This is a genomic window from Hymenobacter norwichensis DSM 15439, from assembly GCF_000420705.1.
Taxonomy (GTDB): Bacteria; Bacteroidota; Bacteroidia; order Cytophagales; family Hymenobacteraceae; genus Hymenobacter; species Hymenobacter norwichensis.
This window is the reverse complement of record NZ_ATVL01000006.1, coordinates 291,043-316,279: the sequence shown is the minus strand read 5'-3', so window position 1 is coordinate 316,279 and position 25,237 is coordinate 291,043. Positions and strand designations below refer to the sequence as shown.

Sequence of the window (25,237 nt, the reverse complement as noted above, 5' to 3'; positions counted from 1 at the left end):
GCCACTTTCCTACACGAAACCACATTAATAAGGTTGGCCCATTACTGCCCAACTACTCCCCATAAATCGTCTGCAGCACGGTTTGGCCCACAGCTTTGAGGGTGCGCTTGTCGATGTTAGCTAGGTTGTCCTGGGTGGTGTGGTGGTAGGCGGGAAAGGTTTCGTCGCCGAAGGGCATGGTGTCGATGATGTCGATGGTACGTACGCCGGCCTGATTCGTAAACACGTGGTCGTCGGTGATGCCCCCCATATCCTTGAACAGGAAATAGTCGGAGTAGCCAAGCTGGGAGGCCAGGTTCCAGACTTTATCCACTACATCGCGCGCTTTTTCCAACGACTGGCCCTCGCGGCTGAACTTGCCGTTTTTGGCACCTACCATGTCCAGCAGAATCCCGAACTCAGGCTTGTAGTTGGCAGGCACCATGTTCTTAGCCCAATACTGGGAGCCTAGGCACCAGCTGGAACCACCTTGGGCTTCGAGGTTGGCCAGTTGGTTTTTCAGCTCGCCTTGGGTGCTGGAATCGTAGCCGTAATCTTCGGAGTCGAACAAGATGAAATCAACGCCCACGGCGGGCGTGAGGCTGTCGGGCTGGGCGGCTAGGAGGCGCGCCATTTCCAGGGCAATACCTACGCCGCTGGCCCCATCGGAAGCGCCATCGAGCGGCGCGTTTTTGTTCTGCTTGTCTTTATCGGCGAAGGGGCGGGTATCCCAGTGCGTAAAGATGGTAACGCGGCGGGCAGCCTGGGGCTGAAATTGAGCAATGATGTTGCGCGACTTCAGCATCTTGCCATCAAACGCCACAGCCTCAAACGGCTGCTCCCGCACCGACAGGCCGTAGCTTTTGAACTTACCGATTACCCAATCGCCGGTCTTGACATGCGCCACCGAGTTGGGCACCCGCGGCCCAAAAGCTACCTGCTTGGCCACGTAAGCGTAAGCCGAATCGGAGTTGAAGCTGGGCGCGGCTGGCAGCTTCGCCTGTTCCGGCGCCGACGTTTCGGTGTTAGGCTTCTTGTTATCGAAGCAGCCGGTGAGGAGCAGCGCCGCCAGCGCGACAGAAGCAAAACGGGTGAGTTTCATGGTAAATAGTTTGCTTAAAGGTCGTCATGCAGAGTGCAACGAAGCATCTCGCGTGCTGATGTTGAGTTACTAACTTGAAGTCAGCCGGCGAGATGCTTCGTTGCACTCTGCATGACGTCCAACTAATGCGCTGTTTACTCTTCGCTGTACGCCCAATCAATGCCGGCTTTCGTGTCTTTTACCACGATGCCCTGCGCCTTGAGGGCCGCCCGAATCTGGTCTACTTTGTCGTAGGCCTTGGTGGCTTTGGCTTCTTGGTAGAACTCCAGCGTGAGGCTGAGCAAGTCTTCGGCACTAGCACGGGGCTCGTCTACGAGGCCCAGCACATCCTGCACCAACGTCTGGTAGGCCTCGGTGGCTTCCTGCACAGCGGCGGCGCTAACCGTGGCCAGCGTAGTTGGGTTGGCGTAGAACCCATTGAGCTTACGCAGCAGATTGAACAGGCTAGCAATGGCACGAGCCGTATTTAGGTCGTCGTTCAAACCCACAAAGCAGTCGGCTACCAGCTTGCGCAACTCGGCGTCAGCGGTGGCAGTATCGGGGGCTTTGCCTTCGGTGACGGGGGCCAGAGTGCGCGCCTTGATGACATCCGAAGAGAGGCTAAGCTCGCGCAGCTTATCCAGCAGACGCAGGCCGTTCATGAGTTTGCGGTAGCCTTTGCGGGCCGCCTGCAAGCCTTCATCGGTGATATCCACGGTGCTGCGGTAATGGGCTTGTAGCAAAAAGAAGCGCACCGTCATGGGCGAGTAGGCCTGAGCCAGCGTGCTATTGGTACCCTCGAACAGCTGACTGATGGTGATGAAGTTGCCAATTGACTTGCTCATCTTGGCGCCGTTCACCGTAATCATGTTGTTGTGCATCCACACCTGCGCTTCATTGGTGGGGTGGTTACAGGCTTGGCTCTGGGCAATTTCGCACTCGTGGTGCGGGAACATCAGGTCCAGCCCGCCGCCATGAATGTCGAACTCGGCGCCGAGGTACTTGCGGCTCATGGCCGAGCACTCTAGATGCCAGCCCGGAAACCCGTCGCCCCAGGGCGAGGACCAGCGCATGAGGTGGCGCTCATCGGCTTGTTTCCAGAGCGCGAAATCCAGGGGGCTGCGCTTTTCCTGCTGCCCGGCCAGGTTGTCGCGCGAGCCAGCCAGCAGCTCTTCCACCACTCGGTTAGAGAGCTTGCCGTAACCACGACCGGCTTCGTTGTAAGCAGGCACATCAAAGTACACCGACCCGTTCACCTCGTAGCCAAACCCGTTGCTGATGATTTCCTGAATCATCTCAATTTGCTCGATGATGTGGCCACTAGCGCGGGGCGTAATATCGGGGGGTAAGCAGCCCAGCGCCTCCATGTGGTTTTGGTAGAGGTTGGCGTACTGCTCGGCTACCTGCATGGGCTCCAGCTTTTGGGCTTTGGCCCGCTTGCTGATTTTGTCTTCGCCTTCGTCGGCGTCGCCTTCCAGGTGGCCTACGTCGGTGATGTTGCGGACGTAGCGCACAGTGTATTCCAAGTGGCGCAAATAGCGCGTCAGCACATCAAACACCACCGGGCCGCGGGCATTGCCTACGTGCGCCTCGCTATACACAGTTGGGCCGCAGAGATACACGCCCACGAAGGGCGCGTGCAGGGGTTGGAACGGGGCTTTGCGGCGGGTAAGCGTATTATAAAGCGAGAGAGAAGGCTGCATTATGCAAAAGTATAACGGATTTCAACGGCTTCGTTGGGTTGAATGGATTTCGTGCTGAAAGCACGTGGTGTTGCTTTGCACAGTGCCGGCTAAGCCTAACTGGTTCAAAGTGCTTGAACCGGCCCGAATTTTAGATGTTTGATGCGCCTTTTTGGGCAACCAAGTCTATAACCTACCCCAAACAGTACAAAAACGAAATCAGAAAGCACATAAAGTTCATTCTGTAGTTTTAGAAATCAGTTTTCCAGTACAAAATGGTGGTGCTTCACGCTTTTGCTGGCGGTGTTTGGCTACTTGAGGGCCAGCCGGTACGTGACAGTTGATGGGAAGTGGTCGGAATACGGAATTTCGTAGTGCACCCAGATATCGTCTACCAGCCACTGGGGGCCGGCAAACTGGTTGTCGATGCGCAGCAGCGGCAGTTGGCCGTGGTAGGTGTGCCCGAAGCCGTTGCCCACGGTGGCCCAGGCGTTCTGGAATCGGTCGGCTAGCTGGTCGTAGCTATAGCTGTAGGGCAGGTCGTTGAGGTCGGCGCAGAGTAGCAGCGGGTACGGGCTCTGCTCGAAGCGGCGCATCAGTGTATCCACCTGCCAAGAACGAGCCACTGCTCCCCGCTTGAAGCGCCGCATCAGCCCCAAGCCTTTCCGCTTAAAACCGGCTTTGCTGGAGTAGCTGTCCACAATGTCCCGCTCGTCGAGGCTCATACTTTGCAGGTGGAAATTGAACACCCGGATAGTATCGGCGGATGGCAGGCGCAAATCCACCCACATGGCGTGATTCTGGCTGAGCTTACCGAAGCTGACCGTACCACGCCGCAGAATGGGGTAGCGCGAGAAAATAGCTAGGCCAAACTCGGCCCCCACCCGGTTGGTCAAGGTTTTGGACACGAAGCTCTGCCGGCCGGCCCGCTCGCCAATGCGCTCCACACTATTGAAGATGTTTTTCTCCTTGCTAGTGGAGTTGCGCGGCTCGTTGTAGAACTCCTGAAGGCACAGAATATCGGCCGGGTTTTCGGCCAGCCACTGAATCATCTGGCGCGACGAGTTCAGTTCGGCGTCGCGCAGCTGGGGGTACACATTGAAGATGCGCACGTTGGCTGACAGCACCCGTACACGCTGCCCCGGCGCCGAGCTGGCCGGGGCCACCCGCAACGGGTGCAGCGCCAGCCCCCGCTGGAAGTGCGGCCACGTGAGTACGGCCACCAGCAGCGGCAGCGCCGCCACCCGCCAGTTGCGCAGCAGCCAGTACGCCACGGCCAGCAAGTTGAGGACCAGCGCCACCGGCAGCGTGAGGGCCCCGAACGTGGCGGGCCAAAACGTATAGGCGGGCACCTGCACGCAGGCAATGGCCACGAGCAGCCACCCAATAATCAGTAAGGTGCAGGTAAAGGCAAACGAACGACGCACAGTAGCAAGAGCACGGCTTCAGGCCATGCAGGACGAGCAAAGGTAAGACGGAACTGCCCAAGCCACCGGGCCCGATTCTTGCGCACGAAGCATGACCGGTTTTCGTTGTACTTTCAAGATTGGAATTGAGGAGTAGGTGCTTACCGGATGTTGAATTGTTGCTGCTAAATTGCTGGATGGCTACTCACTGAATTTTTGATTTCCTGTGAGGCACAGCCTTCTTGCAATCAACAGTTCGGCAGCCCATTAAGCAGCTTTGCACAACCGTTCAGTCCTTGCACAAGCAACAGCTCAACAAGTTCACAATCAGCAATTAGACATTCATTATATGCCCTTTTCTACCGTACGATTTTTTCTTTCCGGCTTGGCGCTGCTGATGGCGCCGGGTTTGCTGGCTACTCCCAAGCTGACTCCTGCTTCGGCTCCCGCCACTACTGCGTCGTTGGAGTTTGTAGAAAACAAAGGCCAGTGGGAAGGCCCCTCGCGCTACGCGGCAGCATTGCCCGGTGGCCGACTGTTTGTAGGCCCCACGGGGTTCATCTATTCCTTTCTCGACCCGGTTGCGCTAGGCGCCCACGCGCATCACAACAAACTATCTAAACAAGCCGGCCCCGCTACTACCAGCGACGAGCTGCGGGGACACTCCTACTCAGTTACGTTTGAGGGAGCCAATGCCGCGCCCGAGTTGAGCGGTGAGCAAGGCACGGCCGCGCCCTACAACTACTTCCGCGGCTCCGACCCCAAGCGCTGGGCCAGCAACGCCCGTGGCTTCCGGCAGCTGCGCTACACCAACCTCTACCCCGGCATTGGCGCCACGCTCTACGAAAACGAGCAGCACCGCCTGGAGTACGATTTCTTAGTGAAAGCTGGGGCCAAGCCAGCCGCCATTCGGCTGCGTTATGCCGGCGCCGATAAGCTCACCCTCTCGCCGGAAGGCAACCTGCTGATTGCCACTTCGGTGGGCGACGTGACGGAGCAGGCGCCCAGGGCATGGCAGGACATCAATGGGCAGCGCGTGGCCATACCGTGCGCGTTTGAGCTGCAAGGCAGCACAGTGCGCTTCCAACTGGGTAAGTACAACCAGCGCTACGCTCTTACCATCGACCCAACGGTTATCTTTTCCTCGTTTACGGGCTCTACGGCCGACAACTGGGGTTTCACGGCCACCTACGACGCGCAGGGCAACATGTACTCGGGCGGCGCGGTGTTTGACATTGGCTTCCCCACCAACCCCGGCGCGTTTCGCACTACGTTTGCCGGAGCCACTGATGTAGGCATCATTAAGTACAACACGGCCGTTACGGGCGCAGCGTCCCGGCTCTACGCCACTTACCTGGGCGGTAGCAGCATGGATGTGCCACATAGTATGGTCGTCAATCCGCAAGGCGAGCTGGTGATTATGGGCTCCACGGGCTCCGGAGGGTCCGGCAATAACGCTTTCCCAACCACCTCAGGCGCTTTCGACAACACCCACAACGGCGGCCCACGCATCCTGCCCGACGAGTCGCCCAACTTTACCAGCTTTCTGTACCAGAACGGTGCCGATATTTTCGTTGCTAAGCTTTCGGCCACCGGCAATACCCTCACGGGCAGCACCCTACTGGGCGGCTCCGGTACCGACGGTGTGGTATCCACGCTGAATAACTCCGGCCAAACCCTTGATGGTTTGCCCGGCTCGCCGGTTAACAACTACGGTGACCAGTTCCGAGGCGACGTGACGACGGATGGCGACGGCAACGTATATATAGCCTCGGTTACCAACAGCCCCAACTTCCCAGCTACCGGCTACCGCACCTCGTACCAAGGCGGCGCCTTCGATGCGGTGGTGGTAAAGCTTTCCGCCGATCTGCGCAGCCTGTTGTGGTCCACGTATCTGGGCGGTTCGGGGGCCGATGCGGCGTACTCGTTGCAGGTAGATGCTACCCGCGGCGTATACGTAACGGGCGGCACGCTGAGCGCCAACTTCCCTACCACCACCGGCAGTTTTCGCCCCACTCGCCCCGGCGGCACCGATGGCTTTGTGACCCACTTGAGCAACACCGGCACTGCCGTGCTTCAATCTTCCTACATCGGTACCACTGATTACGACCAAGCATTTTTCGTCCAGCTTGATGCGGCCGGCAGCGTGTACCTGCTGGGCCAGACCCAGGGCACTATCCCGATTAGCGCTGGCTGCTACGGCGTTGCCAATGGCCGGCAGTTCATTCAGAAGCTCGACCCCACGCTCAGCACCAGCCTTTATAGCACCCGTTTCGGTAGCGGCAATACGCTGCTGCCCGATATTTCACTGTCGGCTTTCCTGGTTGATGACTGTGAGCGGATTTACGTCAGCGGCTGGGGCGGCACCGTCAATTATCCTAGTGCCGCCAGCAACAACAGCAGCACCGCGGGCCTGCCCGTTACACCCAACGCCATCCAGTCCACCACCGACGGCTCCGACTTCTACATTGTGCAGTTCCGGCCGGGCATGCAGTCCATCGAATACGCCACGTTTTTCGGGGAGCGGGGCGGCCGCAGCGGCGAGCATGTGGATGGCGGCACCTCGCGCTTCGATAAGAAAGGCATGGTGTATCAGGCGGTGTGCGGCGGCTGCGGCGGCACCTCGGCTTTCCCGGTTCCGCCGGGTGCCAACACCTACTCCACCCGCAACAACAACAGCAACTGCAACAACGCGGCCTTCAAAATTGACTTTGGGGTAGTGACAGCCGACCCCGGCCCCAGCCGCTACGTGTGCGTAAATAGTGGACCCATCACGCTGGGCGGCACCCCGGCCGGTGGCATCTGGGCCGGACCGGGCGTAACGGCGCTACCCGGCGGCGGCTACCAATTCACGCCTTCACCAGCCCGCTTAGGCGTCAGCAACCTCACGTATTCGGTGGCGGCTACCGGCACCTGCGTAAGCACCCGGCCCCTGCGCATGACCGTAACGCCAGTGCGCACCATCACTGTGGCCCCCATTCCGCCGAAGTGCGTGTCGTCGGGCAGCGTGAACCTGACGGCTACACCGGTGGGCGGTACGTTCTCGGGCCCCGGCGTGTCGGGCAGCATCTTCAACCCGTCGGCGGCTGGCGTAGGTACGCACACCATCACCTATTCCATTTCCGATACCCTAGGCTGCGGCGTAGGCACCCAAACCGTAACCGTCAGCCTGCTGCCGCGGGTGCGCGCCAGCAACGACACCACTCTATGCGCCGACCAGATTCGTCCGTTTCAGATGCGGGGCATGACGCCGGCCGGGGGAGTTTGGAGCGGCAATGGCGTGTCGGCAGGCGGCTTGTTTACCCCGCCTAACACCAACAACCGAGGCGGTATTTTTCCATTGCGCTACACCTACTCGCTGAACGGTTGCGAAAACGTAGCCATCTGCACAGTGGTGCTGGCGCCCACCTCGGCCGCCAACGTGCCCCTGAATCTGCCGGTGTGCTCGGCCTCGCCCAACTACGCGGGCATGGCGCCCTTCAACTGCCAATTTGAGCCCGTGCTGGCCGGCGGCGTTTATGACTGGGACTTTGGCGATGGTAGCGCGCACTCCACCGAAGCCAGTCCGCTGCACCTATATGAGCAGCCCGGCACTTACAACGTGAAGCTAATGGCACGCTACGCGGGCTGCGTGGTGGAAACCGCCTTTGCCCCAGTACGGGTTGAGGAAATGAAGATGCCCAACATCATGACCCCCAATGGCGACTCGCTCAACGACGCCTTTAAGCCCCGGTTCAGTTGCAAACCCACCCGCTTGCAGATGTTCAACCGCTGGGGCACGCTCGTGTACGAAACCCAGGACTACCACAACAACTGGACCGGCAAAGGCCTACCCGACGGCGTATACTACTATCTGCTGCGCGACACCGATAACCGACGCGCCAAGGGCTGGCTGGAGCTAAAGCGGTAAATAGTTTGTGGCAAGCGCCCTGCTCATTTTTCTGAAAGAGCAGGGCGCTTTTGCGTTGCCCAGGGTTGCGGGAGCTTATCTTCACCCGCCCATCTTCTTGTATTATTAAACCGCTGTCTATGTGGAAAAAACTACTGTTGTTGGCTGCCTCAGGTGGCTTTTTTATTGTATCCACTCACGCTCAGGTACCAGTAGCGGTGGCACCCAGTCTGGAGTTCATCGAAAACCGGGGGCAATGGCCAGAACCGGTGCGCTACTCGGCCGACGTGCCAAGCGGGCGGCTGTTTCTGGAATCTAGCGGCCTTACCTATTCCTTGCTGGCTGGCGTACCTCATGCGCATGGCACTAAGCAACCTGCGCCAAATACCGCTCTTCAGGCCCACGCTTTGCGCGTGACATTTGAAGGCGGCGCACCACAGCCCGTTCTAAAATCTACAACTCAAACTGCCGAAGTCCGGCACTACCTTCGTGGCAATGACCCCAAGCACTGGGCCCAGAATGTGCCGGGCTTTCGGGAGGTCCGCTACGCCGGCATTTGGCCAGGTATTGGGGCGCACTTCTATGAAAACCAGAACCAGCAGTTGGAATACGATTTCGAGCTGGCTGCCAACGCCCAACCTACCGCCATCCGGCTACGCTACGACGGCGCCGATGCCCTGCACCTGAACCCTGATGGCAGCCTGGAAATCCGCACTTCGGTGGGCGTAATCCGGGAGTTGGCGCCCAAGGCTTGGCAAACGGATGCCGCCGGCCACCGCCGTTCGGTATCCTGCGCCTACGTACTTGAGGGTCGCACTGTCCGCTTCCAGCTGGGTGCCTACAACCAGCAGCAGCCCCTCACCATCGACCCGACCGTGGTATTTTCCACCTATACCGGCTCTACCAACGATAACTGGGGCTTCACGGCTACTTATGATGCGCAGGGCAATATGTACTCGGGTGGCACTGTATTTGGGCCGGGCTATCCAACCACAACAGGCGCTTACCAGACCTCGTTCAGCAACGTCATTGATATCGGCATCATCAAGTACAACACGGCCACTACCGGCCCGGCGGCCCGGGTGTGGGCCACCTACCTGGGCGGTTCGCAGTCCGATTTTCCGCACAGCTTAGTGGTCGGCAGCCAGGGCGACCTGTTTCTGCTCGGCACTACGTCTTCCCTTGACTATCCGACCACTATTGGCGCCTACGACCGTACTTTTAACGGGGGCACAACTACACCCAATAGCTTTGATTTGGTGGTCACCCGCCTCAGTAGCAACGGCAGCGCGCTGGCCGGCTCCACGTACCTGGGCGGCGCCGGTAACGACGGTCTGCTGGCTTCCAGCACACCGTCCCTCATCCAAAACTACGGCGACAATTCCCGGGGCGACATTCAGCTGGATGCCAACGACAATATTTACATAGCCTCCAATACTGCCTCCTCCAACTTCCCTGTTAGCAACGGACTGGGCCGCACGTTTCAGGGGGGTGGGCTCGATGCCGTGGTGTGCAAGCTCAATAGCACCGCCACCGCGCTGCTCTGGAGCAGCTATCTGGGCGGCTCCGGCGCCGATGCGGCGTACTCGCTCCAGCTAAGCACCACCGGCAGCCTGTACGTCAGCGGCGGCACTGGCAGCTCGAACTTTCCCACCACCACCGGCACGCTGCAACCCACGGCGCAGGGCGGCATCGATGGGTTTGTGGCACGCATCAGCTCAGCGGGCACCGTGCTCGAAAAATCAACCTACCTAGGGACTCCCGCCTACGACCAGGCCTATTTTGTGCAGCTCGATGGCAGCGGCGCAGTGTACTTGCTGGGCCAGTCGTTGGGCAGCTACCCCGTTACGGCCGGCCGCTACCAGAACGCGGGCAGCAAGCAGTTCATCCATAAGCTCGATGCCGACCTGAGCGTCACCAGCTTCTCCACCGTGTTCGGCAGTGGGCGCTCTACCATTGATATTTCGCCCACCGCCTTTCTGGTTGACCAGTGCAACCGCATTTACGTGAGTGGCTGGGGCGGCAGCATCAATACCGGCGGGGGCAGCACCACGGGCTTGCCCGTTACCACCAACGCTGTGCAGCGCACCACCGATGGCAGCGACTTCTACCTAATGCAGCTTGCCCCGGATGCCACTCGCCTCGACTATGCCACTTATTTCGGGCAGAATAATAGCACCGGCGACCATGTAGACGGCGGCACCTCACGCTTCGACCCGCGCGGTGTGGTGTACCAAGCCGTATGTGCTTGTGGTGGGGGCAGCAGCTTTCCGATACCGCCCGGAGCGGGTACCTACTCAGCTACTTCCGGCAATTCTAACTGCAACAACGCGGCCTTCAAAATCGACTTTGAAACCGTAACCGTAACGGCAGGTACCAACCGTAACGTGTGTGTGGCCTCGGCGCCACAGCAACTCAACGGCTCCCCAGCAGGTGGCGTCTGGACCGGGCCGGGCGTATCGGGGTCGGTGGCTACCGGTTTCGTGTTTACGCCCACGCCGACTTTGCTGGGCCTCCAGACTCTCACGTACACTGTCACGGGTGTAGGGCAGTGCGGCGGGGTATCCACATTGCAGCTTACCGTAGTTCCTTCCCCAACGGCCGCTTTCAGCGTTCCGCAAACCTCGTTTTGCCTGGCCTCTACCACCTTACCCGGCATCGCGCTGACGGCCACTCCGGTGGGCGGTACTTTCACGGGACCGGGCGTGGTGGGTGCTACATTCAACCCCAACTTGGCTGGGCCAGGCACGCACACGCTATTGTATAGCGTAAACGCCGGGGGTTGCCAGTTGCAAGCCACCCAAACCGTAATCGTCATCCGGGCCAGTGTTGCGCCCAGCTTCACCACGTGCTCCAATAGCACGGCCACCCCGCTCGTTGGTACGCCGGCAGGCGGCGTCTGGACTGGGCCGGGCGTGTCAGGGTCGGTGGCTACTGGTTTCGTGTTTACGCCCACGGTAGCCCTGGTAGGCACCCAGGTGCTTGTTTACTCCCTGACAGCCGCCAGCGGCTGTACCAGCACAGCCGCTCAAACTGTGTTTGTGCTGCGCGGGCCTACCATTACTGTTCCTACGCTGCCAGCGGCCTACTGTGCCAATACGACCACCCCCGTGCCCCTGCCGGCCGGCTTCTCGTGGTTTGGGCCGGGAGTCTTTGCTACTTCGTCCGGCTCTACGTTTGCTCCCGCCCAACTCACGCCTGGCACCTACTCGCTGTCTTATACCTCTGGCAACGGCACGTGTGATTTGCGCGGTACGCTGCCCGTTACCGTTACTGCTCCCGTGGCGCTCAGCCTACCACCCGATACGGTCCTTTGCCCCGGCACAATCCAGCCCTTCCGGCTGCGCGCTGCCCCAACAGGTGGCACCTGGAGCGGCCCAAACGTAAGCAGCACCGGTATTTTTACGCCGCCCGCAGGCTTTATGGGGTCCGTTACGCTCACATACACCATCACGGCCGGAGTGTGCACCAGCACTGCCACGCGCCGCGTCAGCGTAGCCGAAGCTCCCACCTACCCCGCCCGCTGGGAACCTGAACTGTGCGCTGGAGCTCGGCAGGCCCCACTCACGGTGCGCTTTTCTGATCCGCTTAACAACTTCTCCGGAGTCCGCTGGGATTTCGGTGATGGTACGCAGGGCACAGGCAACAACGTAACGCATGTCTACACCCAGCCCGGCCGCTACACGCCTCGCATCACGCGGCCTTTCAACAATGGGCTGTGCTCTACTCAACTCGCCTTACCAGTGCTGGAGGTCATTGAGGCATATAAGATTCCTAACATCATCACACCCAATGGCGACCCTAAAAACGAATATTTCAAGGCCACTAATGGCTGCCCAGCACAATTACAGGTCTTTTCGCGTTGGGGCAACAAGGTCTTTGAAGCCGCTAACTACCAGAACGACTGGAATGGCGGCCAGCTGCCTAACGGCGTTTACTATTACCTGCTGCGTCAGGCCAATGGTGGTTCCATTAAAGGCTGGCTGGAAATTAGTCGGTGAGGGGCTCTTCTGCCTGCTGCCTCTACCTAGCTTGCTTTCCGCAGTTTATTAGCGTACATTTGCGCAGTATTCTAAGTTGTGAAGAGGGGACGCAGGTCCCCTCTTTCTTTTATCACCCGGTCTGATTGTAAATGAATTTCGATCAAAAGCGTATTGCAGAGATGCTTCAGGACAGCCTTACAGGCTTTGAGCTATTCGTAGTCGACCTGAGTGTATCCGATGCTGTTCGGCCCAAAATCACCGTTACCCTCGATGGCGAACAAGGCCTAGGCATCGAAGAATGCGCGCAGGTAAGCCGCCGATTGGCACGTCGCATCGACGAGGCCTACGGTGAAGATGCTACCTACTCACTGGAGGTTACTTCCCCTGGGGCCGACCAGCCACTTTCCGACCCACGCCAGTACGCCCGGCACGTAGGTCGCACGCTTAGTGTGAAGCTAACCGATGGCACCGAGAAAACCGGTGCGCTGGAAGCTGCTACTTCCGAGGGTATTGAATTGGCCGAAGTGATAAAAGAGAAAAGCAAGCAGAAAAAGCTGCCAGCCGTGCTGATACCGTTTGCCGATATTCAGGAAGCGCGGGTAGTTATTTCGTTTAAGTAAAATAGTAAATTGCTGATTGTTAACTGTTGACTACTACGCTGCTAGCATAACCAGCAGGAGCAAGCAGCCAGCCCCACCCAACAAGCAGCAACTCAACAATTCAACAATTAAATCAGATGAACAGCCACGTTCTGATTGAATCGTTTGCCGAGTTTGCCCGGAGCAAGAACATTGACCGTCCCACGATGATGAGCATCTTGGAGGACGTGTTCCGCACCATGATTCGCAAGAAATACACCGACGACGCTAACTTCGACGTTATTCTGAACGTGGACAAAGGCGACCTGGAAATCTACCGCAACCGCGAGATTGTGGATGATAACTCGGAGGATATTTGGGATAACGACAAAATTCCACTGGCAGAAGCGCAGAAAATTGAGCCTGACTTCGAAGTAGGCGAGGAAGTAACTGAAGAAATCAAACTTGAGGACTTCGGCCGCCGCGCCGTACTTATGGCCCGTCAAACGCTAATTCAGCGCGTAAAAGACTTGGAGCGCGACAACCTCTATCAGACGTATAAAGATCAGGTAGGAGAAATCATCAGCGGCGAGGTGTACCAGGTTTGGAGCCGCGAGGCCCTCATCCTCGATAAAGAGGAAAATGAGCTGGTACTGCCTAAAGCTGAGCAAATCCCGAAAGACCGTTACCGCAAAGGTGATTCTGTACGTGCTGTCGTACATCGTGTCGAAATTATCAACGGCACGCCCAAAATTATCCTCTCGCGCGCAGCTCCGGCTTTCCTAGAGCGCTTATTCGAGCAGGAAGTACCCGAAATCTATGATGGCCTCATTACCATCAAGAATATCGTGCGCGAACCCGGCGAACGAGCCAAAGTAGCCGTAGAAAGCTACGACGACCGGATTGATCCGGTAGGTGCTTGCGTAGGTATGAAAGGCTCTCGGATTCACGCCGTAGTGCGCGAACTGGAAAACGAAAACATTGACGTCATCAACTACACCGACAACCTGGAGCTGTACATAGCTCGGGCCTTATCACCGGCGAAGTTGACTTCGATGAAAATAAACGAACAAACTGGTCGGGTTTCGGTGTTCTTGAAGCCAGACCAGGTTTCACTGGCTATTGGTCGAGGCGGTGCCAACATCAAATTGGCAAGTCGCCTCGTAGGCATGGAAATCGACGTATTCCGAGATGCCGGTGACTACGACGAAGACATTGCCCTCGATGAATTCTCGGATGAGATTGAATCCTGGATGATTGCCGAACTCAAGAAAATCGGTTTGGATACCGGTCGGGCTGTTTTGGCAGTCAGCAAGGAAGATATTGTGCGACGCACAGAATTGGAAGAGGAGCATGTAGATGACCTTTTCCGCGTCATCAAACAGGAATTTAACGAGGAAGAAGAAGAAAACAACGCAGCACAATCTCCCACCGTCAGCGACGACGCGCAATGAGCGCGCGGGCTTCGGCCCGGCAAAGGCATTAAATCGGGCCAGCCGGCCGGATTTAACGTCGGCTGGCACCATTTAAAGTAGTACCTTTGCAATTAGATAAGAGTATCGTTCGCGAGCATAGAATGGCGGAAGCAGCAACCAAACGGCTTAGTCAGGCAGCCAAAGACCTGAACGTTGGGATGAACACCTTGGTGGAAACCCTGGCGAAAAAAGGATTTTCGGTAGAAAATAAGCCCACCACCAAGCTGACTTCAGATCAGGTTGCGCTGCTGGACAAGGAATTCGCGTCTTCAGCCCAAGACAAAGCCGAAGCTTCAAAGCTCAGTCAGGCCAAGCGCCAGAGTGAGTTGGAAGCTGCGGCTTTGGCGCGTCCTGCTGAGCCAGTAGCGCCCAAAGCGCCAGCAGCTCCAGTGCCCGCTCCGAAGCCAGTTGAAGCGCCTAAGCCTGCTCCTACCCCGGTGCCAACACCAGTGGCGGCCGCACCTGCCGTAGCTCCAGAGCCTAAACCGGCGCCTGCGCCAATAGAGGAAGTGCCCAAAGTACCCGGCCTGAAGGTTCTGGGGAAAATTGAGCTGGACTCTAAAGGCCGGCCAGTACCGCCTCGGCCCGCTCCAGCCCCTACCCCGCCGCCAGCACCTACTCCGGCTCCGGCCCCAGTTGCTGCTGCCCCCGAGGTAGTTGCGCCAAAGCCAGCCCCGGTTGTTGAAACCAAACCCGAGCCTGCACCTGCTCCGGTAGCTTCGGCTCCAGTGGCCGCTGCGCCGGTAGTGCCGGCTCCAGCAGCACCAGTTGCTGAGCCAACGCCAGCACCTAAGCCAGTTCCTGCTGCACCAGCTCCAGTTGAAACCAAAGCCCCCGAAAGCAAGCCAACCCCGGCTCCTGCTTCGGTTGCTGCTACCCCAAATCCTCCGGTGACACCAGCTGCCCCCGAAGCCCCAGCCACACCAGCTCCGGCCGAAGAGGCAGGTATCATCACCGCCCGCGCCGATCAGTTGAAGGGCTTGACGGTATTGGGTAAAATAGAATTACCGCTCGATTCGTCGCGGCGTGGTGGTGCTGGTGGCCGTGGTCCACGGCCCGTTGCATCCTCCGACGTGCGCAAGAGCGGCCTCAATGCTGCCGATGCGAAGAAACGCCAGCGCCAGCGTATTCCCGGACAAGCAGGTACCACTCAGCCTGGCCAAGGTGGCCAAGGGCAAGGCGGTACCCAGCAAGGTCAGGGCCAGGGAGGTGGCTACCAAGGTAACCGGCCAACAGGTACCGGTCCGCGTGGTAACAACAGCGCCCAAGGCAACCGGCCTAACGCTGCACCTCGCGTAACGGGTACTGGCCAAGCTGCACAGCGTCAAGCACCAGCCGTACCGCTCACTCCTGAGCAGAACGAAAAGCAGATTCAAGAGCAAATCAAGGCTACGCTGGCTAAGCTCAGCGGCGGCCGTGGTGGCAACAATAACAACCGCGCTAAATACCGCCGCGACAAGCGGGCTGGAGTAGCCGAGGACCGCGAAGCTCAGCGCGCCCAAAACGAGCTGGACGCCAAAACGCTGAAAGTAACTGAATTCATCTCGGCCAACGACTTGGCTTCGCTGATGGATGTATCGGTGAACGAAGTGATTAAAGTGTGCCTGAACATGGGCATGTTCGTATCAATCAACCAGCGCCTCGACGCCGAAGCTATTACTGTCATTGCCGACGAATTCGGTTATGACGTGGAATTCTTGAGCGCAGAGGAAGAGGATACGACCATTGAAATTGAGGACAACGAAGAAGACTTGCAGCCGCGGGCTCCTATCGTAACCATTATGGGTCACGTCGACCACGGTAAAACGTCGTTGCTTGACTACATCCGTAATGCCAGCGTGGCTAAGGGCGAAGCCGGTGGTATCACGCAGCACATCGGGGCTTACGATGTACTCACCAAATCGGGTAAGCGGGTTACGTTCCTTGATACTCCTGGTCACGAAGCGTTTACCGCTATGCGTGCCCGTGGTGCCAAGATTACCGACATTGCCATCATCGTAGTAGCTGCCGATGACTCGGTGATGCCACAAACCAAGGAAGCCATCAACCACGCGCAAGCGGCTGGTGTACCGATTGTTATTGCTCTCAATAAAATCGATAAGCCAGGTGCTAACCCCGATAAGGTCCGTGAGGAACTGTCGGCTATCAACGTGCTGGTAGAAGAATGGGGCGGTAAGTACCAGTCGCAGGAAGTTTCGGCTAAGAGTGGCTTAGGTATTGACGACTTGCTGGAAAAGGTGTTGCTGGAAGCTGAGATTCTTGAGCTGAAAGCCAACCCAGACCGTAGCGCTATTGGAGCTGTTATTGAAGCCTCGCTGGACAAAGGCCGCGGCTACGTAACAACCATCCTGGTACAGACTGGCACCATGAAAGTGGGCGACGTGGTACTTGCTGGTCCGCACTACGGCCGCGTGAAGGCCATGACCGACCACCGCGGTAAGAAAATGAAGCAAGCCGGTCCGGCTACTCCAGTACAGGTGCTTGGCTTGACCGGTGCTCCGCAGGCCGGCGACAAAATTCAGGTGATGGAAACCGAACGCGAAGCCCGCGAATTGGCAACGCAGCGGCAGCAACTCTCGCGTGAGCAGACTATGCGCACCAAGAAGCACATCACATTGGATGAAATTGGTCGTCGCTTGGCGCTGGCTTCGTTTAAAGAGCTGAACATCATCGTAAAAGGTGACGTGGACGGTTCGGTGGAAGCATTGGCCGACTCCTTGTTGAAGCTGAGCACTCCGGAAGTTTCGGTGAACATCCTTAGCAAAGGTGTAGGTGCCATCTCGGAATCCGACGTATTGCTAGCTTCGGCTTCCGACGCTATTATCATCGGCTTCCAGGTGCGGCCTTCGCAGAGCGCCCGGAAACTGGCTGAGCAGGAGCAGATTGATATCCGCCTCTACTCTATCATCTACAATGCCATCAATGAGGTGAAGGATGCTATGGAAGGCATGCTAGCCCCAACGGTGCAGGAAGTGGTAGTAGCCAACGCCGAAATCCGGCAGGTGTTCAACATCACTAAAGTAGGCTCCATTGGTGGCTGCATGGTGACGGAGGGTACCTTTACTCGCAAAACCAAGGTGCGGCTTGTTCGCAACGGCATTGTGGTGTACTCGGGTGAAATTCAGGACCTCAAGCGCTACAAAGACGATGTGTCGGAAGTACGCCAGGGCTACGAGTGCGGTATCTCGCTGAAAGGGTTCAACGACCTACAAGAGGGAGACAACATCGAAGGCTTCGAGGAAAAAGAAGTGAAGCGGACTTTATAAACAGACTTTGGTCTGTAACGAAGAACACGATACATGCAAAACGCCCCGACTGCTTGGCAGTCGGGGCGTTTTGCATGTATCGTGTATGATAGTTGCTTGCATATTAATTTAGGATACCCAAAGCGCTGTCACATCATCATGTTATTGACATCTGAAGCATGCTGAGATACTTTTGTATCTCTCAATGAATAAATTAAACCATTTCCCGATTCTCATGAAAGCAGCTTTTGCCCTCTTACTACTAGGTACCGGATTAACTGCGCACTCAGCTATTGCTCAAACCAAAACCTCCACTACCAAGCCAACTGCTACAGCTAAACCAGTATCGAAAGCAAATACAACCAAGGCAGGCACTACCAAGACCAGCACCACCAAGCCGGCAGCAACGCGTACTACTATAGCACGCCCCGCCGCAAAACCCGTTGCCAAGCCAGCTTCTCAACCAGCTGCACAGCCAGCAACTGCGCCACCGCCGCCTGCTACAAGCAACTCTCCTAAGCTTGAAATTCCAGGTGTAGCGCCGCAGCAGGCACCTTCGTTTGCTAAGGGTACGATAGGCGTGAATCTAGGTATTGGCTACGGGTATGGCTACGGGTATGGCTACAGTGGTTTCGGGGGAAGCACACAGTCGTCGCCGGCTATCAGCCTTTCGGTTGAAAAGGGGCTTGTGGAAGGTGTAGGGCCGGGGGTTATTAGCGTAGGCGGCTTACTTGGTTACAAATCAGATAGCTATAAGTGGGACATACTGGGCGACGATTACAAATCCACTTGGAGCAATATTTACATAGCCGCCCGTGGCGCGTACCACTATAACTTCACCGACAACCCCAAGATAGACACCTATGCCGGACTAAGCTTGGCAGCTCGTATCACGAGGTTTTCTACTAATTACTCTGATACCTATACTGAAAGCTATGGCAACGGCACTAGCCTCGACGCCGGTGTTTTTCTAGGTGGCCGCTACCTATTTACGGATAAGATTGGAGCATTTGCTGAGTTGGGCTACGATATGAGCTACCTGAAATTAGGACTAACCACCAAGTTTTAACGGTCAAACTTCATTCCACTACGGCATTGGTTTATCGGTTTTATTCTATTCCCAATTTCCATTCATTACAAAGTCAACCTTGACTATGCTGTGGCTATAAGGCGACACAGCACGGGCTACCGCGTAGTTTCTCCAATCATTTTAGTGGCAGCTAGCAACGACAGTTTGTTTTTGTATAACTCAGTGGTTAAAACGTATTCTTTAGTTAAACCGGGGGCGAACGGTGGCCTCGATTCCACTAAAGATGAAAAAAGCCCCAGTGCTATGCACCGGGGCTTTTTCCTATATTGGTTTATTGCAGCCTTGCTACTTAGCAACTAAAAGAACAGGAAGTGCTTTTTCTTTTTATGGTTTAGCGGCTTACCCTTAGGGTCGATACCCATAGCAGGGCGGCTTTGGCCACGCTTCATCATAGCGTTACGGGCGTGCTTACTAGCTTTGAATTTACGCACCGTGAAGCCCCCGTTGCCTTTCTCGTACTGCCGAGCGGGGCCCGCGGCCCGACCAAAGCTAGTATTGCCACTGCCAGAACGAGCTTGCAGGACTTCCATTTGTTGGTCGCGCTTGGCTTCCTCGGGGTTCATGTTCATGCGCCGCTGCATGTTGGCAATGTCTACGGAGTTGGCTTTGCGCTTGCGAGGCGCCTGCTCTTGGCGGGCCGTTGGTCCATCGGAAGGGAGGGTAGGAGCCTGGGCATACGCGGTGCGGTGGAGCAAGCCTGCGAAAATCAGCACCATGACAGCTAACAAGTGTTTCATGCGCAAAAACGGGTAAAATAAGCGGGGGAAGCCGACTGAAACCGAGGGTAAGAAATGGGTGGTATTCTTAGCGCGGCAACGGGCCGCATGCTAAGATAGTTCAATTTCTTTAAAACTTGTAAGTCAGCCCGATACCTAACGTTTCCTTGAACTGAATGCGTCGGCCACGGGCTGTTCCGTCGGCGTTCTGCTGGTCTACGTTTAGCGGCACCAAAATGTCGTCGTCGTAGATGAGCGTGGTAGCAACGCTGGCACTAAAGAATTTATTGATTTTAAAGTCAATTAGATTTTCCCAGTTCACATCGACGTTCTGTGGGTTATGGAAGTAATTGCTGAACAACTCCAGCCGCGTTTGGTAGGTGATATTGGCCATAAGGGGCCGGCGGTAGCGAGCGTTGAGGTAGGCGCCCAACTCTTCACGTAACCGTTCGCCCGTACCCCGCACCGGTAGCCCATCAGGCCCCAGCCGGGCAGCCTTCACCCCAAACGCCCCGGCATCGGCTAGGCCCTGGTCGCCGACTACGGTGAACTTGCCAGTTGCCGGCGACAGAAACAGCGAGAAGCTTTCACTGGGCTTGTACTCGAAGCCCAAGGAAGCCAGAATATAGGCGGGCGCAAAAAACTTCGACAGCAGCGAATCGGGTTTTACGATGTCGTTGGTGGGCGTGAGTTGGGTTTTCAGGTTCAGCTGTGCGGCGTACGACCAGTTGGGGGCGAAACTGCGGGCGTAGCGGGCATTGAGTTCCAGCCGGTCGTCGTTTTTGCGCACTTTAGCTTTACCGGCTTTCAGCAAGCCGTACACCAAGTTGCCAGCTAGGTCGAAGGAGTGTTTGTCGGCGCGGTAATGGGCGTAGGCGTTGCCGAGGCCCAGCAGCGAGAGGGAGCTTTGGCCGCCGGGCGCCCAGTTACTTAAGCTCACTTGGCTGAAGTTGAGCGTGCCGGCCCCGCCGTACCGCCAGCCTTGCACCGTATCTACTTCCGCCGAAATTTTGAAAGCTTCCTGAGGAGTTGGAGCCCGGTTCGGAACGGGTTCCTGCGCCAGTGCGGCAAACGGCAGCCCTACTAGCAAGCCAGTTAGTATGCGGTATCGATTCAGAGTAGATGTTTTCATAGTCGAGAGATAGTTGAGGGTTGAATAAAGCGCGAAAAAAACCGGCTTTCTCCCTTTGGTTTGTTGAGGAGAAAGCCGGCTTTATCGAAAAGCAAATCAGAAGAAATTGCTTAGCTGCGGTTGCGGAGCGCGTCGCGGATTTCCATCAGCAAGGCCTGGTCTTTGGTTGGGCCTGGGTCGGCTACTACCACAATTTCTTTCGGCTTGGTGAATCGGTTGGCTAGCTTCACAATCCAGAACACGGCAAACGCCATCAGCATGAACGTAATGACGGCGTTCATAAACAGGCCATAGTTGATGGTGGCCGCCTGGGCTGCTTTGGCCGCTTGCAGCGTAGGGTAACTTTTGCCGTCCAACGACAGATACCACTCTTTGAAGTCGATGCCGCCTGTGAGCAAGCTGAGCACCGGCATCAATATGTCGTCGGTGAGGGAGGTTACTATTTTGCCGAATGCCCCGCCAATGATGACACCAACTGCTAAATCGAGCACATTCCCTTTGGAAATAAACTCTTTAAATTCGGAAACAAATCCCATACGCTTAAAGGGTTACGGTGATGAATGAACAAAATATACAAGCAAATATAAGAGTAATCTAATACCTCAACAGTTATTCGCGACGAAATATAACATGATGCCGGAGGCAGACACCGCCTTTCGGGTGGCTTTCCCAAGGGTTGAGGTCGGCTGGCGGGAGGTGCCTGGTCGGTAGTCGGCTTCTGATTTCGGCTATCTTTGCCGGCATCTGCTACCGCCTATTTCCTTTCCCCGCTCTATGGCTTCTTTCGAAAACCTGCTCTACGACCTAGATACTACCTCGGGTATCCTGACTCTCACCCTGAACCGCCCCACCAAGCTCAACGCCCTGAACGGCGCGACCATCGGCGAGATTGGCAAAGCTATGCAGCAGGCCCTCGACGACCAGCAGGTGCGCGGCATCATCCTGACCGGCAGCGGCGACAAAGCCTTCGTGGCTGGCGCTGATATTGCGGAGCTGGCGGCACTGAGTGAACCTTTGGCCCGGCGGGCTTCCGAGCAGGGCCAGGAAGTGTTCTGTATGATTGAAGAAAGCCCCAAGCCGGTAGTAGCGGCCGTGAACGGCTTTGCTTTGGGTGGCGGCTGCGAGCTGGCTATGGCGTGCCACCTGCGCATTGCCGCCGAAAATGCTCGGTTTGGGCAGCCCGAGGTGAACTTGGGCTTGATTCCGGGCTACGGCGGCACGCAACGCCTGACCCAGCTAATTGGCAAAGGCAAAGCGCTGGAGCTAATGCTCACGGCCGACATGGTGAAGGCCGACGAGGCGTTGCGCCTGGGCCTTGTGAACCACGTAGTACCCGCCGCCGAGCTACTGACCTTTACGCGGGACCTGCTAGGCCGCATCCTGAGTAAAGCACCGCTGGCCGTGGGCTTGGTGATTGACAGCGTGAATGCCTACTTCGATGATGAGCGCCACGGCTACCAGACGGAAGCCAATGCCTTTGCCCGCTGCTTTGCCTCCGACGACTTCAAGGAAGGCACCCAGGCATTCCTGGAAAAGAGGCCGACGGCCTTCACGGGCAAATAATAGTTGCTGATTAGTAAGGAAGAATTGGTGTACGAGCCCCGACTAGAGTAGGTCGCCTGGGCTTCCGCGTGCGCAGTTGCTCTGCATGCGCATTCTTGATTTTAAATTCTTAATTACTAATTCACTCTCATGAGTGTAGCGAAAAAGCTGGCCTCACAAACCGCCATTTACGGCGTGAGCAGCATTGTGGGCCGTGTGCTGACGTACCTGCTGGTGCCGGTGTATACGGCCCGGTTTGAGGCGGCTGAATACGGCATCGTAACGGCGTTGTACGCCTGCGTTTCGTTTCTGAATGTGCTGTTCACTTATGGGCTGGAAACCACGTTTTTCCGGTTTGCCAACCGCCCTGGCGCCGACCGGCAACTGCTGTACAACCGGGTATTGAGCTTGCTCTTGGTGAGCAGCGTGCTGTTTTCGGCTTTGCTGGCGTGGCAGGCAGGCACGCTGTTGCGGCTGCTAAGTCTGCCTTCGGGGCAAGAGCGGTACGCCGTTTGGCTGGCCCTGATTTTGGGGTTGGATGCCGTGGCGGCCATTCCGTTTGCGCGGCTGCGGCTGGAGAACAAGGCCCGCAAGTTTGCCACCATCCGCATGGCCAATATTGTGCTGAACGTGGCGCTCAACCTGTTCTTCATCATTGTGTGCCCCGACATCATGGCGGGCGAGTACTTGAGCGTGCTGCAACCCGTGGTGGCCAGCGTGTATGACCCCAGCATTGGCGTCGGCTACGTGTTTCTCTCCAACTTGGCGGCCAGTGCTTTCACGTTGCTGCTGTTGGCCCGCGAGTTAGTTGCCTTCCGTTTCCAGCTGAACTTCGCCATGTTGCGCCCGATGCTGGTGTACGCCTACCCAATCATGCTAATGGGGCTGGCCGGCATGGTGAACGAAACCCTGGACCGGATTCTACTGCCGGCCTGGCTACCCACAGGGTTCTATCCGGGCAAGAGCAGCGAGACAGTGGCGGGTATCTACGGGGCGTGCTACAAGCTCAGCATCTTCATGAGTTTAGTGATTCAGGCGTTCCGCTATTCCGCCGAGCCGTTCTTCTTCGCCCAAAGCACCGAAAAGAACTCACCAGCCACTTTTGCGCTGGTTTTGAAGTGGTTCACGCTCTGCTGCGCCTTCATCTTCGTGTTTATCAGCGTCAACATCGAAGACTTTGCGCAGCAGTTCTTACGGCGCGCCGAGTACCGCGAAGGTATAGTAGTAGTGCCAATTCTGCTGATGGCCAACCTGTTTCTGGGGGTGTACTGGAACCTGTCAGTGTGGTTCAAGCTCACCGACAAAACCTACTACGGCACCTACATTGGCGGCGCCGGCGCCGTACTGACCGTTGCGCTGAATCTGCTGCTGATTCCGGTGCTGGGCTACATGGGCTGCGCGCTGGCTACCCTAGCCTGCTACTTTATGATGGCGGCTATTTGCTGGTGGCTGGGCGAGCGGCACTTCCCGGTGCCCTACCCGGTGGGCCGGCTACTGATGTGGCTGCTGGTAGCCTCGGGCATAGTAGCGCTGGGCTGGTTTATTGCCCCCGAAAATTACTGGGTGCGCCACGCCTGGCACTTGGGGCTGTGCGCGGTGTTCTTGGCTCTGATTGTAGTAGTTGAAAAACCACAACGAGCGTTGGCCCGGTAGGCTTTCCGTTCTTCGATTTGCGTTGCTGGCGGCTTGTTACAACTTCATCCTAAGCCAATTGCCATTTAGCTAATCAGCCAGCCTGAATACGAACAACGAAAAACAAGCAACGAAAAACGAAAACTACCTTTGCCGCATGCAAATCCCTGTTATCAATCGTTCCCGCCATCCGCTGCCTGAGTACCAAACCGCCCACGCCGCCGGCCTCGATGTGCGAGCCAACCTCGCGGAGCCTGTTACGTTGAAGCCCTTGCAACGGGCACTCATCCCGACGGGGCTATTTTTGGAAATTCCGGTGGGCTACGAAATGCAGGTGCGTCCTCGGAGCGGGTTGGCTTACAAGCATGGCATTGGCATCTTGAACAGTCCGGGCACCATTGACGCCGATTACCGGGGCGAGTTGAAGGTGCTGCTGGTTAACCTGTCCGACACCGAGTTTGTGGTGCAAGACGGGGAACGTATTGCGCAGCTGGTAGTGGCTCGCCACGAAACCATCCGGTGGGAGCCGACCGAAACCCTCAGCGAAACAGCCCGTGGCGCTGGTGGCTACGGCAGCACGGGCGTGAGCTAAACGGCTGGTAGCTTGTTACCTACATGATTATTCCAAATAATCTTCTATTTCGTTAGAAGTTCAGCCCCTGAATAAGTAAATCGATTCACCTTACCAACTTTTCAACTTCCCAACACATGAGAATTATCGTCCCGATGGCCGGCATGGGCAAGCGGATGCGCCCCCACACGCTCACAGTTCCAAAACCACTTATTCCAATTGCGGGCAAACCCATCGTGCAACGTCTGGTAGAGGACATTGCCAAAGTGTGTGGCGAGCCAGTAACGGAAGTGGCATTCATTATTGGCCGCTTCGGGGCGGAAGTAGAGAAAAGCCTGATTAAAATTGCTGAGTCGGTAGGTGCCGAAGGCACAATTCACTACCAGGACGAGCCGCTCGGCACGGCGCACGCCATTCTGTGCGCGCAGTCGGCCCTGAAAGGGCCGGTGGTAGTAGCCTTCGCCGATACCTTGTTCAAAGCTGATTTCACGCTTGATTCCAGCGTGCCTGGCACCATTTGGGTGCAGAAAGTGGAAGACCCCAAGCCGTTTGGCGTAGTAAAGCTGAACGAGCAAGGCCAGATTACCGACTTCGTGGAGAAGCCCGAAACGTTTGTATCGGACCTCGCCATCATCGGCATCTATTACTTCCAAGACGGCGAGTATCTGCGCCAGGAGTTGCAATACCTGCTCGACAACGACATCAAGGACAAAGGCGAGTTCCAGCTCACCAACGCCCTCGAAAACATGAAAAACAAAGGCACCACCTTCGTGCCGGGCCGCGTAACCGAGTGGCTGGACTGTGGCAACAAAGACGCCACCGTGTACACCAACCAGCGCTACCTGGAGTATTTGCAGGAGCGCGGCGAGAATTTAGTAGCCGAATCGGCAAAGGTGACGAACTCCGTGCTGATTGCGCCGGTTTATATCGGCGAGGGCGCCATCATCACCGATTCGGTGGTGGGTCCGCACGTATCGGTGGGTGACAAAAGCAACATTCGTGGCTCGGTGGTGTCTAATTCCATTGTGCAGCAGTCGGCTACGGTGGCGCATGCCAACGTAACCAACTCCATGATTGGCAACTTTGCCACCGTGACCAGCACCCCGAACGACTTGAGCCTCGGCGACTATAACACCTTGAAAGTGTGAGGTAATTGTTGATTGCTACTTGCTGAATGGCTGATTGTTGTTTGTTCTGGTTTCAGAAAGACAAACAGCAATCAGCCATTCAGCAATT

16 protein-coding genes are annotated in these 25,237 nt (G+C 56.9%); 10 read left to right on the top strand and 6 right to left on the bottom strand.

What is annotated here, in order from left to right; all coding sequences use genetic code 11:
* Window positions 1-52 precede the first annotated feature (52 nt).
* From G536_RS0102445 to G536_RS0102435, 3 genes are all read right to left on the bottom strand, one after another.
* Window positions 53-1,081: a M28 family peptidase gene (locus G536_RS0102445; protein WP_022821993.1), complete on the bottom strand. Its 1,029-nt coding sequence runs from the start codon at window positions 1,079-1,081 to the stop codon at window positions 53-55.
* 134 nt (window positions 1,082-1,215) lie between these two features.
* The gene (gene cysS, locus G536_RS0102440) at window positions 1,216-2,763 is read right to left on the bottom strand and encodes a cysteine--tRNA ligase (protein WP_022821992.1); all 1,548 of its coding nucleotides are present in this window, start codon (window positions 2,761-2,763) and stop codon (window positions 1,216-1,218) included.
* 290 nt (window positions 2,764-3,053) lie between these two features.
* Window positions 3,054-4,169, bottom strand: a complete 1,116-nt coding sequence (locus G536_RS0102435) for an endonuclease/exonuclease/phosphatase family protein (RefSeq protein ID WP_022821991.1) — start codon at window positions 4,167-4,169, stop codon at window positions 3,054-3,056.
* Between the two features lie 328 nt (window positions 4,170-4,497).
* On the opposite strand from G536_RS0102435, the gene G536_RS30215 reads away from it, so the two are divergent.
* The 6 genes from G536_RS30215 to G536_RS31995 all read left to right on the top strand — a co-directional run bounded on the left by G536_RS30215 (window position 4,498) and on the right by G536_RS31995 (window position 18,387).
* Window positions 4,498-8,058 (top strand): DUF7948 domain-containing protein, encoded by a 3,561-nt coding sequence (locus G536_RS30215; RefSeq protein ID WP_022821990.1) that lies wholly within the window; start codon window positions 4,498-4,500, stop codon window positions 8,056-8,058.
* Window positions 8,059-8,177: 119 nt separating this feature from the next.
* Window positions 8,178-12,038, top strand: a complete 3,861-nt coding sequence (locus tag G536_RS30210) for a DUF7948 domain-containing protein (RefSeq protein ID WP_022821989.1) — start codon at window positions 8,178-8,180, stop codon at window positions 12,036-12,038.
* A 131-nt stretch (window positions 12,039-12,169) separates the two neighbouring features.
* The gene (locus G536_RS0102420; RefSeq protein ID WP_022821988.1) at window positions 12,170-12,640 is read left to right on the top strand and encodes a ribosome maturation factor RimP; all 471 of its coding nucleotides are present in this window, start codon (window positions 12,170-12,172) and stop codon (window positions 12,638-12,640) included.
* 116 nt (window positions 12,641-12,756) lie between these two features.
* Window positions 12,757-14,052: a transcription termination factor NusA gene (gene nusA / locus G536_RS25900; RefSeq protein WP_022821987.1), complete on the top strand. Its 1,296-nt coding sequence runs from the start codon at window positions 12,757-12,759 to the stop codon at window positions 14,050-14,052.
* A 122-nt stretch (window positions 14,053-14,174) separates the two neighbouring features.
* Window positions 14,175-17,339, top strand: coding sequence for a translation initiation factor IF-2 (gene infB, locus G536_RS0102410; RefSeq protein ID WP_022821986.1), 3,165 nt, complete (start codon window positions 14,175-14,177; stop codon window positions 17,337-17,339).
* Window positions 17,340-17,553: 214 nt separating this feature from the next.
* The gene (locus G536_RS31995; protein WP_022821985.1) at window positions 17,554-18,387 is read left to right on the top strand and encodes a hypothetical protein; all 834 of its coding nucleotides are present in this window, start codon (window positions 17,554-17,556) and stop codon (window positions 18,385-18,387) included.
* 317 nt (window positions 18,388-18,704) lie between these two features.
* Here the strand turns inward: G536_RS31995 and G536_RS0102400 are convergent, their stop codons facing one another.
* The 3 genes from G536_RS0102400 to mscL all read right to left on the bottom strand — a co-directional run bounded on the left by G536_RS0102400 (window position 18,705) and on the right by mscL (window position 20,792).
* Window positions 18,705-19,145 carry a hypothetical protein gene (locus G536_RS0102400; protein WP_157530338.1) on the bottom strand — a complete coding sequence of 147 codons (441 nt, stop codon included), beginning with the start codon at window positions 19,143-19,145 and terminating at the stop codon, window positions 18,705-18,707.
* Window positions 19,146-19,254: 109 nt separating this feature from the next.
* Complete coding sequence (locus tag G536_RS0102395) at window positions 19,255-20,256, bottom strand: DUF3078 domain-containing protein (RefSeq protein WP_071837650.1); 1,002 nt, start codon at window positions 20,254-20,256, stop codon at window positions 19,255-19,257.
* A 110-nt stretch (window positions 20,257-20,366) separates the two neighbouring features.
* The gene (mscL, locus tag G536_RS0102390) at window positions 20,367-20,792 is read right to left on the bottom strand and encodes a large conductance mechanosensitive channel protein MscL (RefSeq protein WP_022821982.1); all 426 of its coding nucleotides are present in this window, start codon (window positions 20,790-20,792) and stop codon (window positions 20,367-20,369) included.
* Between the two features lie 238 nt (window positions 20,793-21,030).
* Here mscL and G536_RS0102385 point away from each other — a divergent pair, with 238 nt between their 5' ends.
* The 4 genes from G536_RS0102385 to G536_RS0102370 all read left to right on the top strand — a co-directional run bounded on the left by G536_RS0102385 (window position 21,031) and on the right by G536_RS0102370 (window position 25,149).
* Complete coding sequence (locus tag G536_RS0102385) at window positions 21,031-21,819, top strand: enoyl-CoA hydratase/isomerase family protein (protein WP_022821981.1); 789 nt, start codon at window positions 21,031-21,033, stop codon at window positions 21,817-21,819.
* A gap of 129 nt (window positions 21,820-21,948) precedes the next feature.
* Window positions 21,949-23,451, top strand: coding sequence for an oligosaccharide flippase family protein (locus G536_RS0102380; protein ID WP_022821980.1), 1,503 nt, complete (start codon window positions 21,949-21,951; stop codon window positions 23,449-23,451).
* Window positions 23,452-23,587: 136 nt separating this feature from the next.
* Window positions 23,588-24,022, top strand: coding sequence for a dUTP diphosphatase (gene dut / locus G536_RS0102375; RefSeq protein WP_022821979.1), 435 nt, complete (start codon window positions 23,588-23,590; stop codon window positions 24,020-24,022).
* 116 nt (window positions 24,023-24,138) lie between these two features.
* The gene (locus G536_RS0102370) at window positions 24,139-25,149 is read left to right on the top strand and encodes a sugar phosphate nucleotidyltransferase (protein WP_022821978.1); all 1,011 of its coding nucleotides are present in this window, start codon (window positions 24,139-24,141) and stop codon (window positions 25,147-25,149) included.
* Window positions 25,150-25,237: the final 88 nt, after the last annotated feature.

Coding starts and splice junctions, on each gene's coding strand:
- G536_RS0102445 (WP_022821993.1), bottom strand. CDS start 1,081: ATGAAACTCACCCGTTTTGCTTCTGTCGCGCTGGCGGCGCTGCTCCTC.
- cysS (WP_022821992.1), bottom strand. CDS start 2,763: ATGCAGCCTTCTCTCTCGCTTTATAATACGCTTACCCGCCGCAAAGCC.
- G536_RS30215 (WP_022821990.1), top strand. CDS start 4,498: ATGCCCTTTTCTACCGTACGATTTTTTCTTTCCGGCTTGGCGCTGCTG.
- G536_RS30210 (WP_022821989.1), top strand. CDS start 8,178: ATGTGGAAAAAACTACTGTTGTTGGCTGCCTCAGGTGGCTTTTTTATT.
- G536_RS0102420 (WP_022821988.1), top strand. CDS start 12,170: ATGAATTTCGATCAAAAGCGTATTGCAGAGATGCTTCAGGACAGCCTT.
- nusA (WP_022821987.1), top strand. CDS start 12,757: ATGAACAGCCACGTTCTGATTGAATCGTTTGCCGAGTTTGCCCGGAGC.
- infB (WP_022821986.1), top strand. CDS start 14,175: ATGGCGGAAGCAGCAACCAAACGGCTTAGTCAGGCAGCCAAAGACCTG.
- G536_RS31995 (WP_022821985.1), top strand. CDS start 17,554: ATGAAAGCAGCTTTTGCCCTCTTACTACTAGGTACCGGATTAACTGCG.
- G536_RS0102400 (WP_157530338.1), bottom strand. CDS start 19,145: ATGAAACACTTGTTAGCTGTCATGGTGCTGATTTTCGCAGGCTTGCTC.
- G536_RS0102395 (WP_071837650.1), bottom strand. CDS start 20,256: ATGAAAACATCTACTCTGAATCGATACCGCATACTAACTGGCTTGCTA.
- mscL (WP_022821982.1), bottom strand. CDS start 20,792: ATGGGATTTGTTTCCGAATTTAAAGAGTTTATTTCCAAAGGGAATGTG.
- G536_RS0102385 (WP_022821981.1), top strand. CDS start 21,031: ATGGCTTCTTTCGAAAACCTGCTCTACGACCTAGATACTACCTCGGGT.
- G536_RS0102380 (WP_022821980.1), top strand. CDS start 21,949: ATGAGTGTAGCGAAAAAGCTGGCCTCACAAACCGCCATTTACGGCGTG.
- dut (WP_022821979.1), top strand. CDS start 23,588: ATGCAAATCCCTGTTATCAATCGTTCCCGCCATCCGCTGCCTGAGTAC.
- G536_RS0102370 (WP_022821978.1), top strand. CDS start 24,139: ATGAGAATTATCGTCCCGATGGCCGGCATGGGCAAGCGGATGCGCCCC.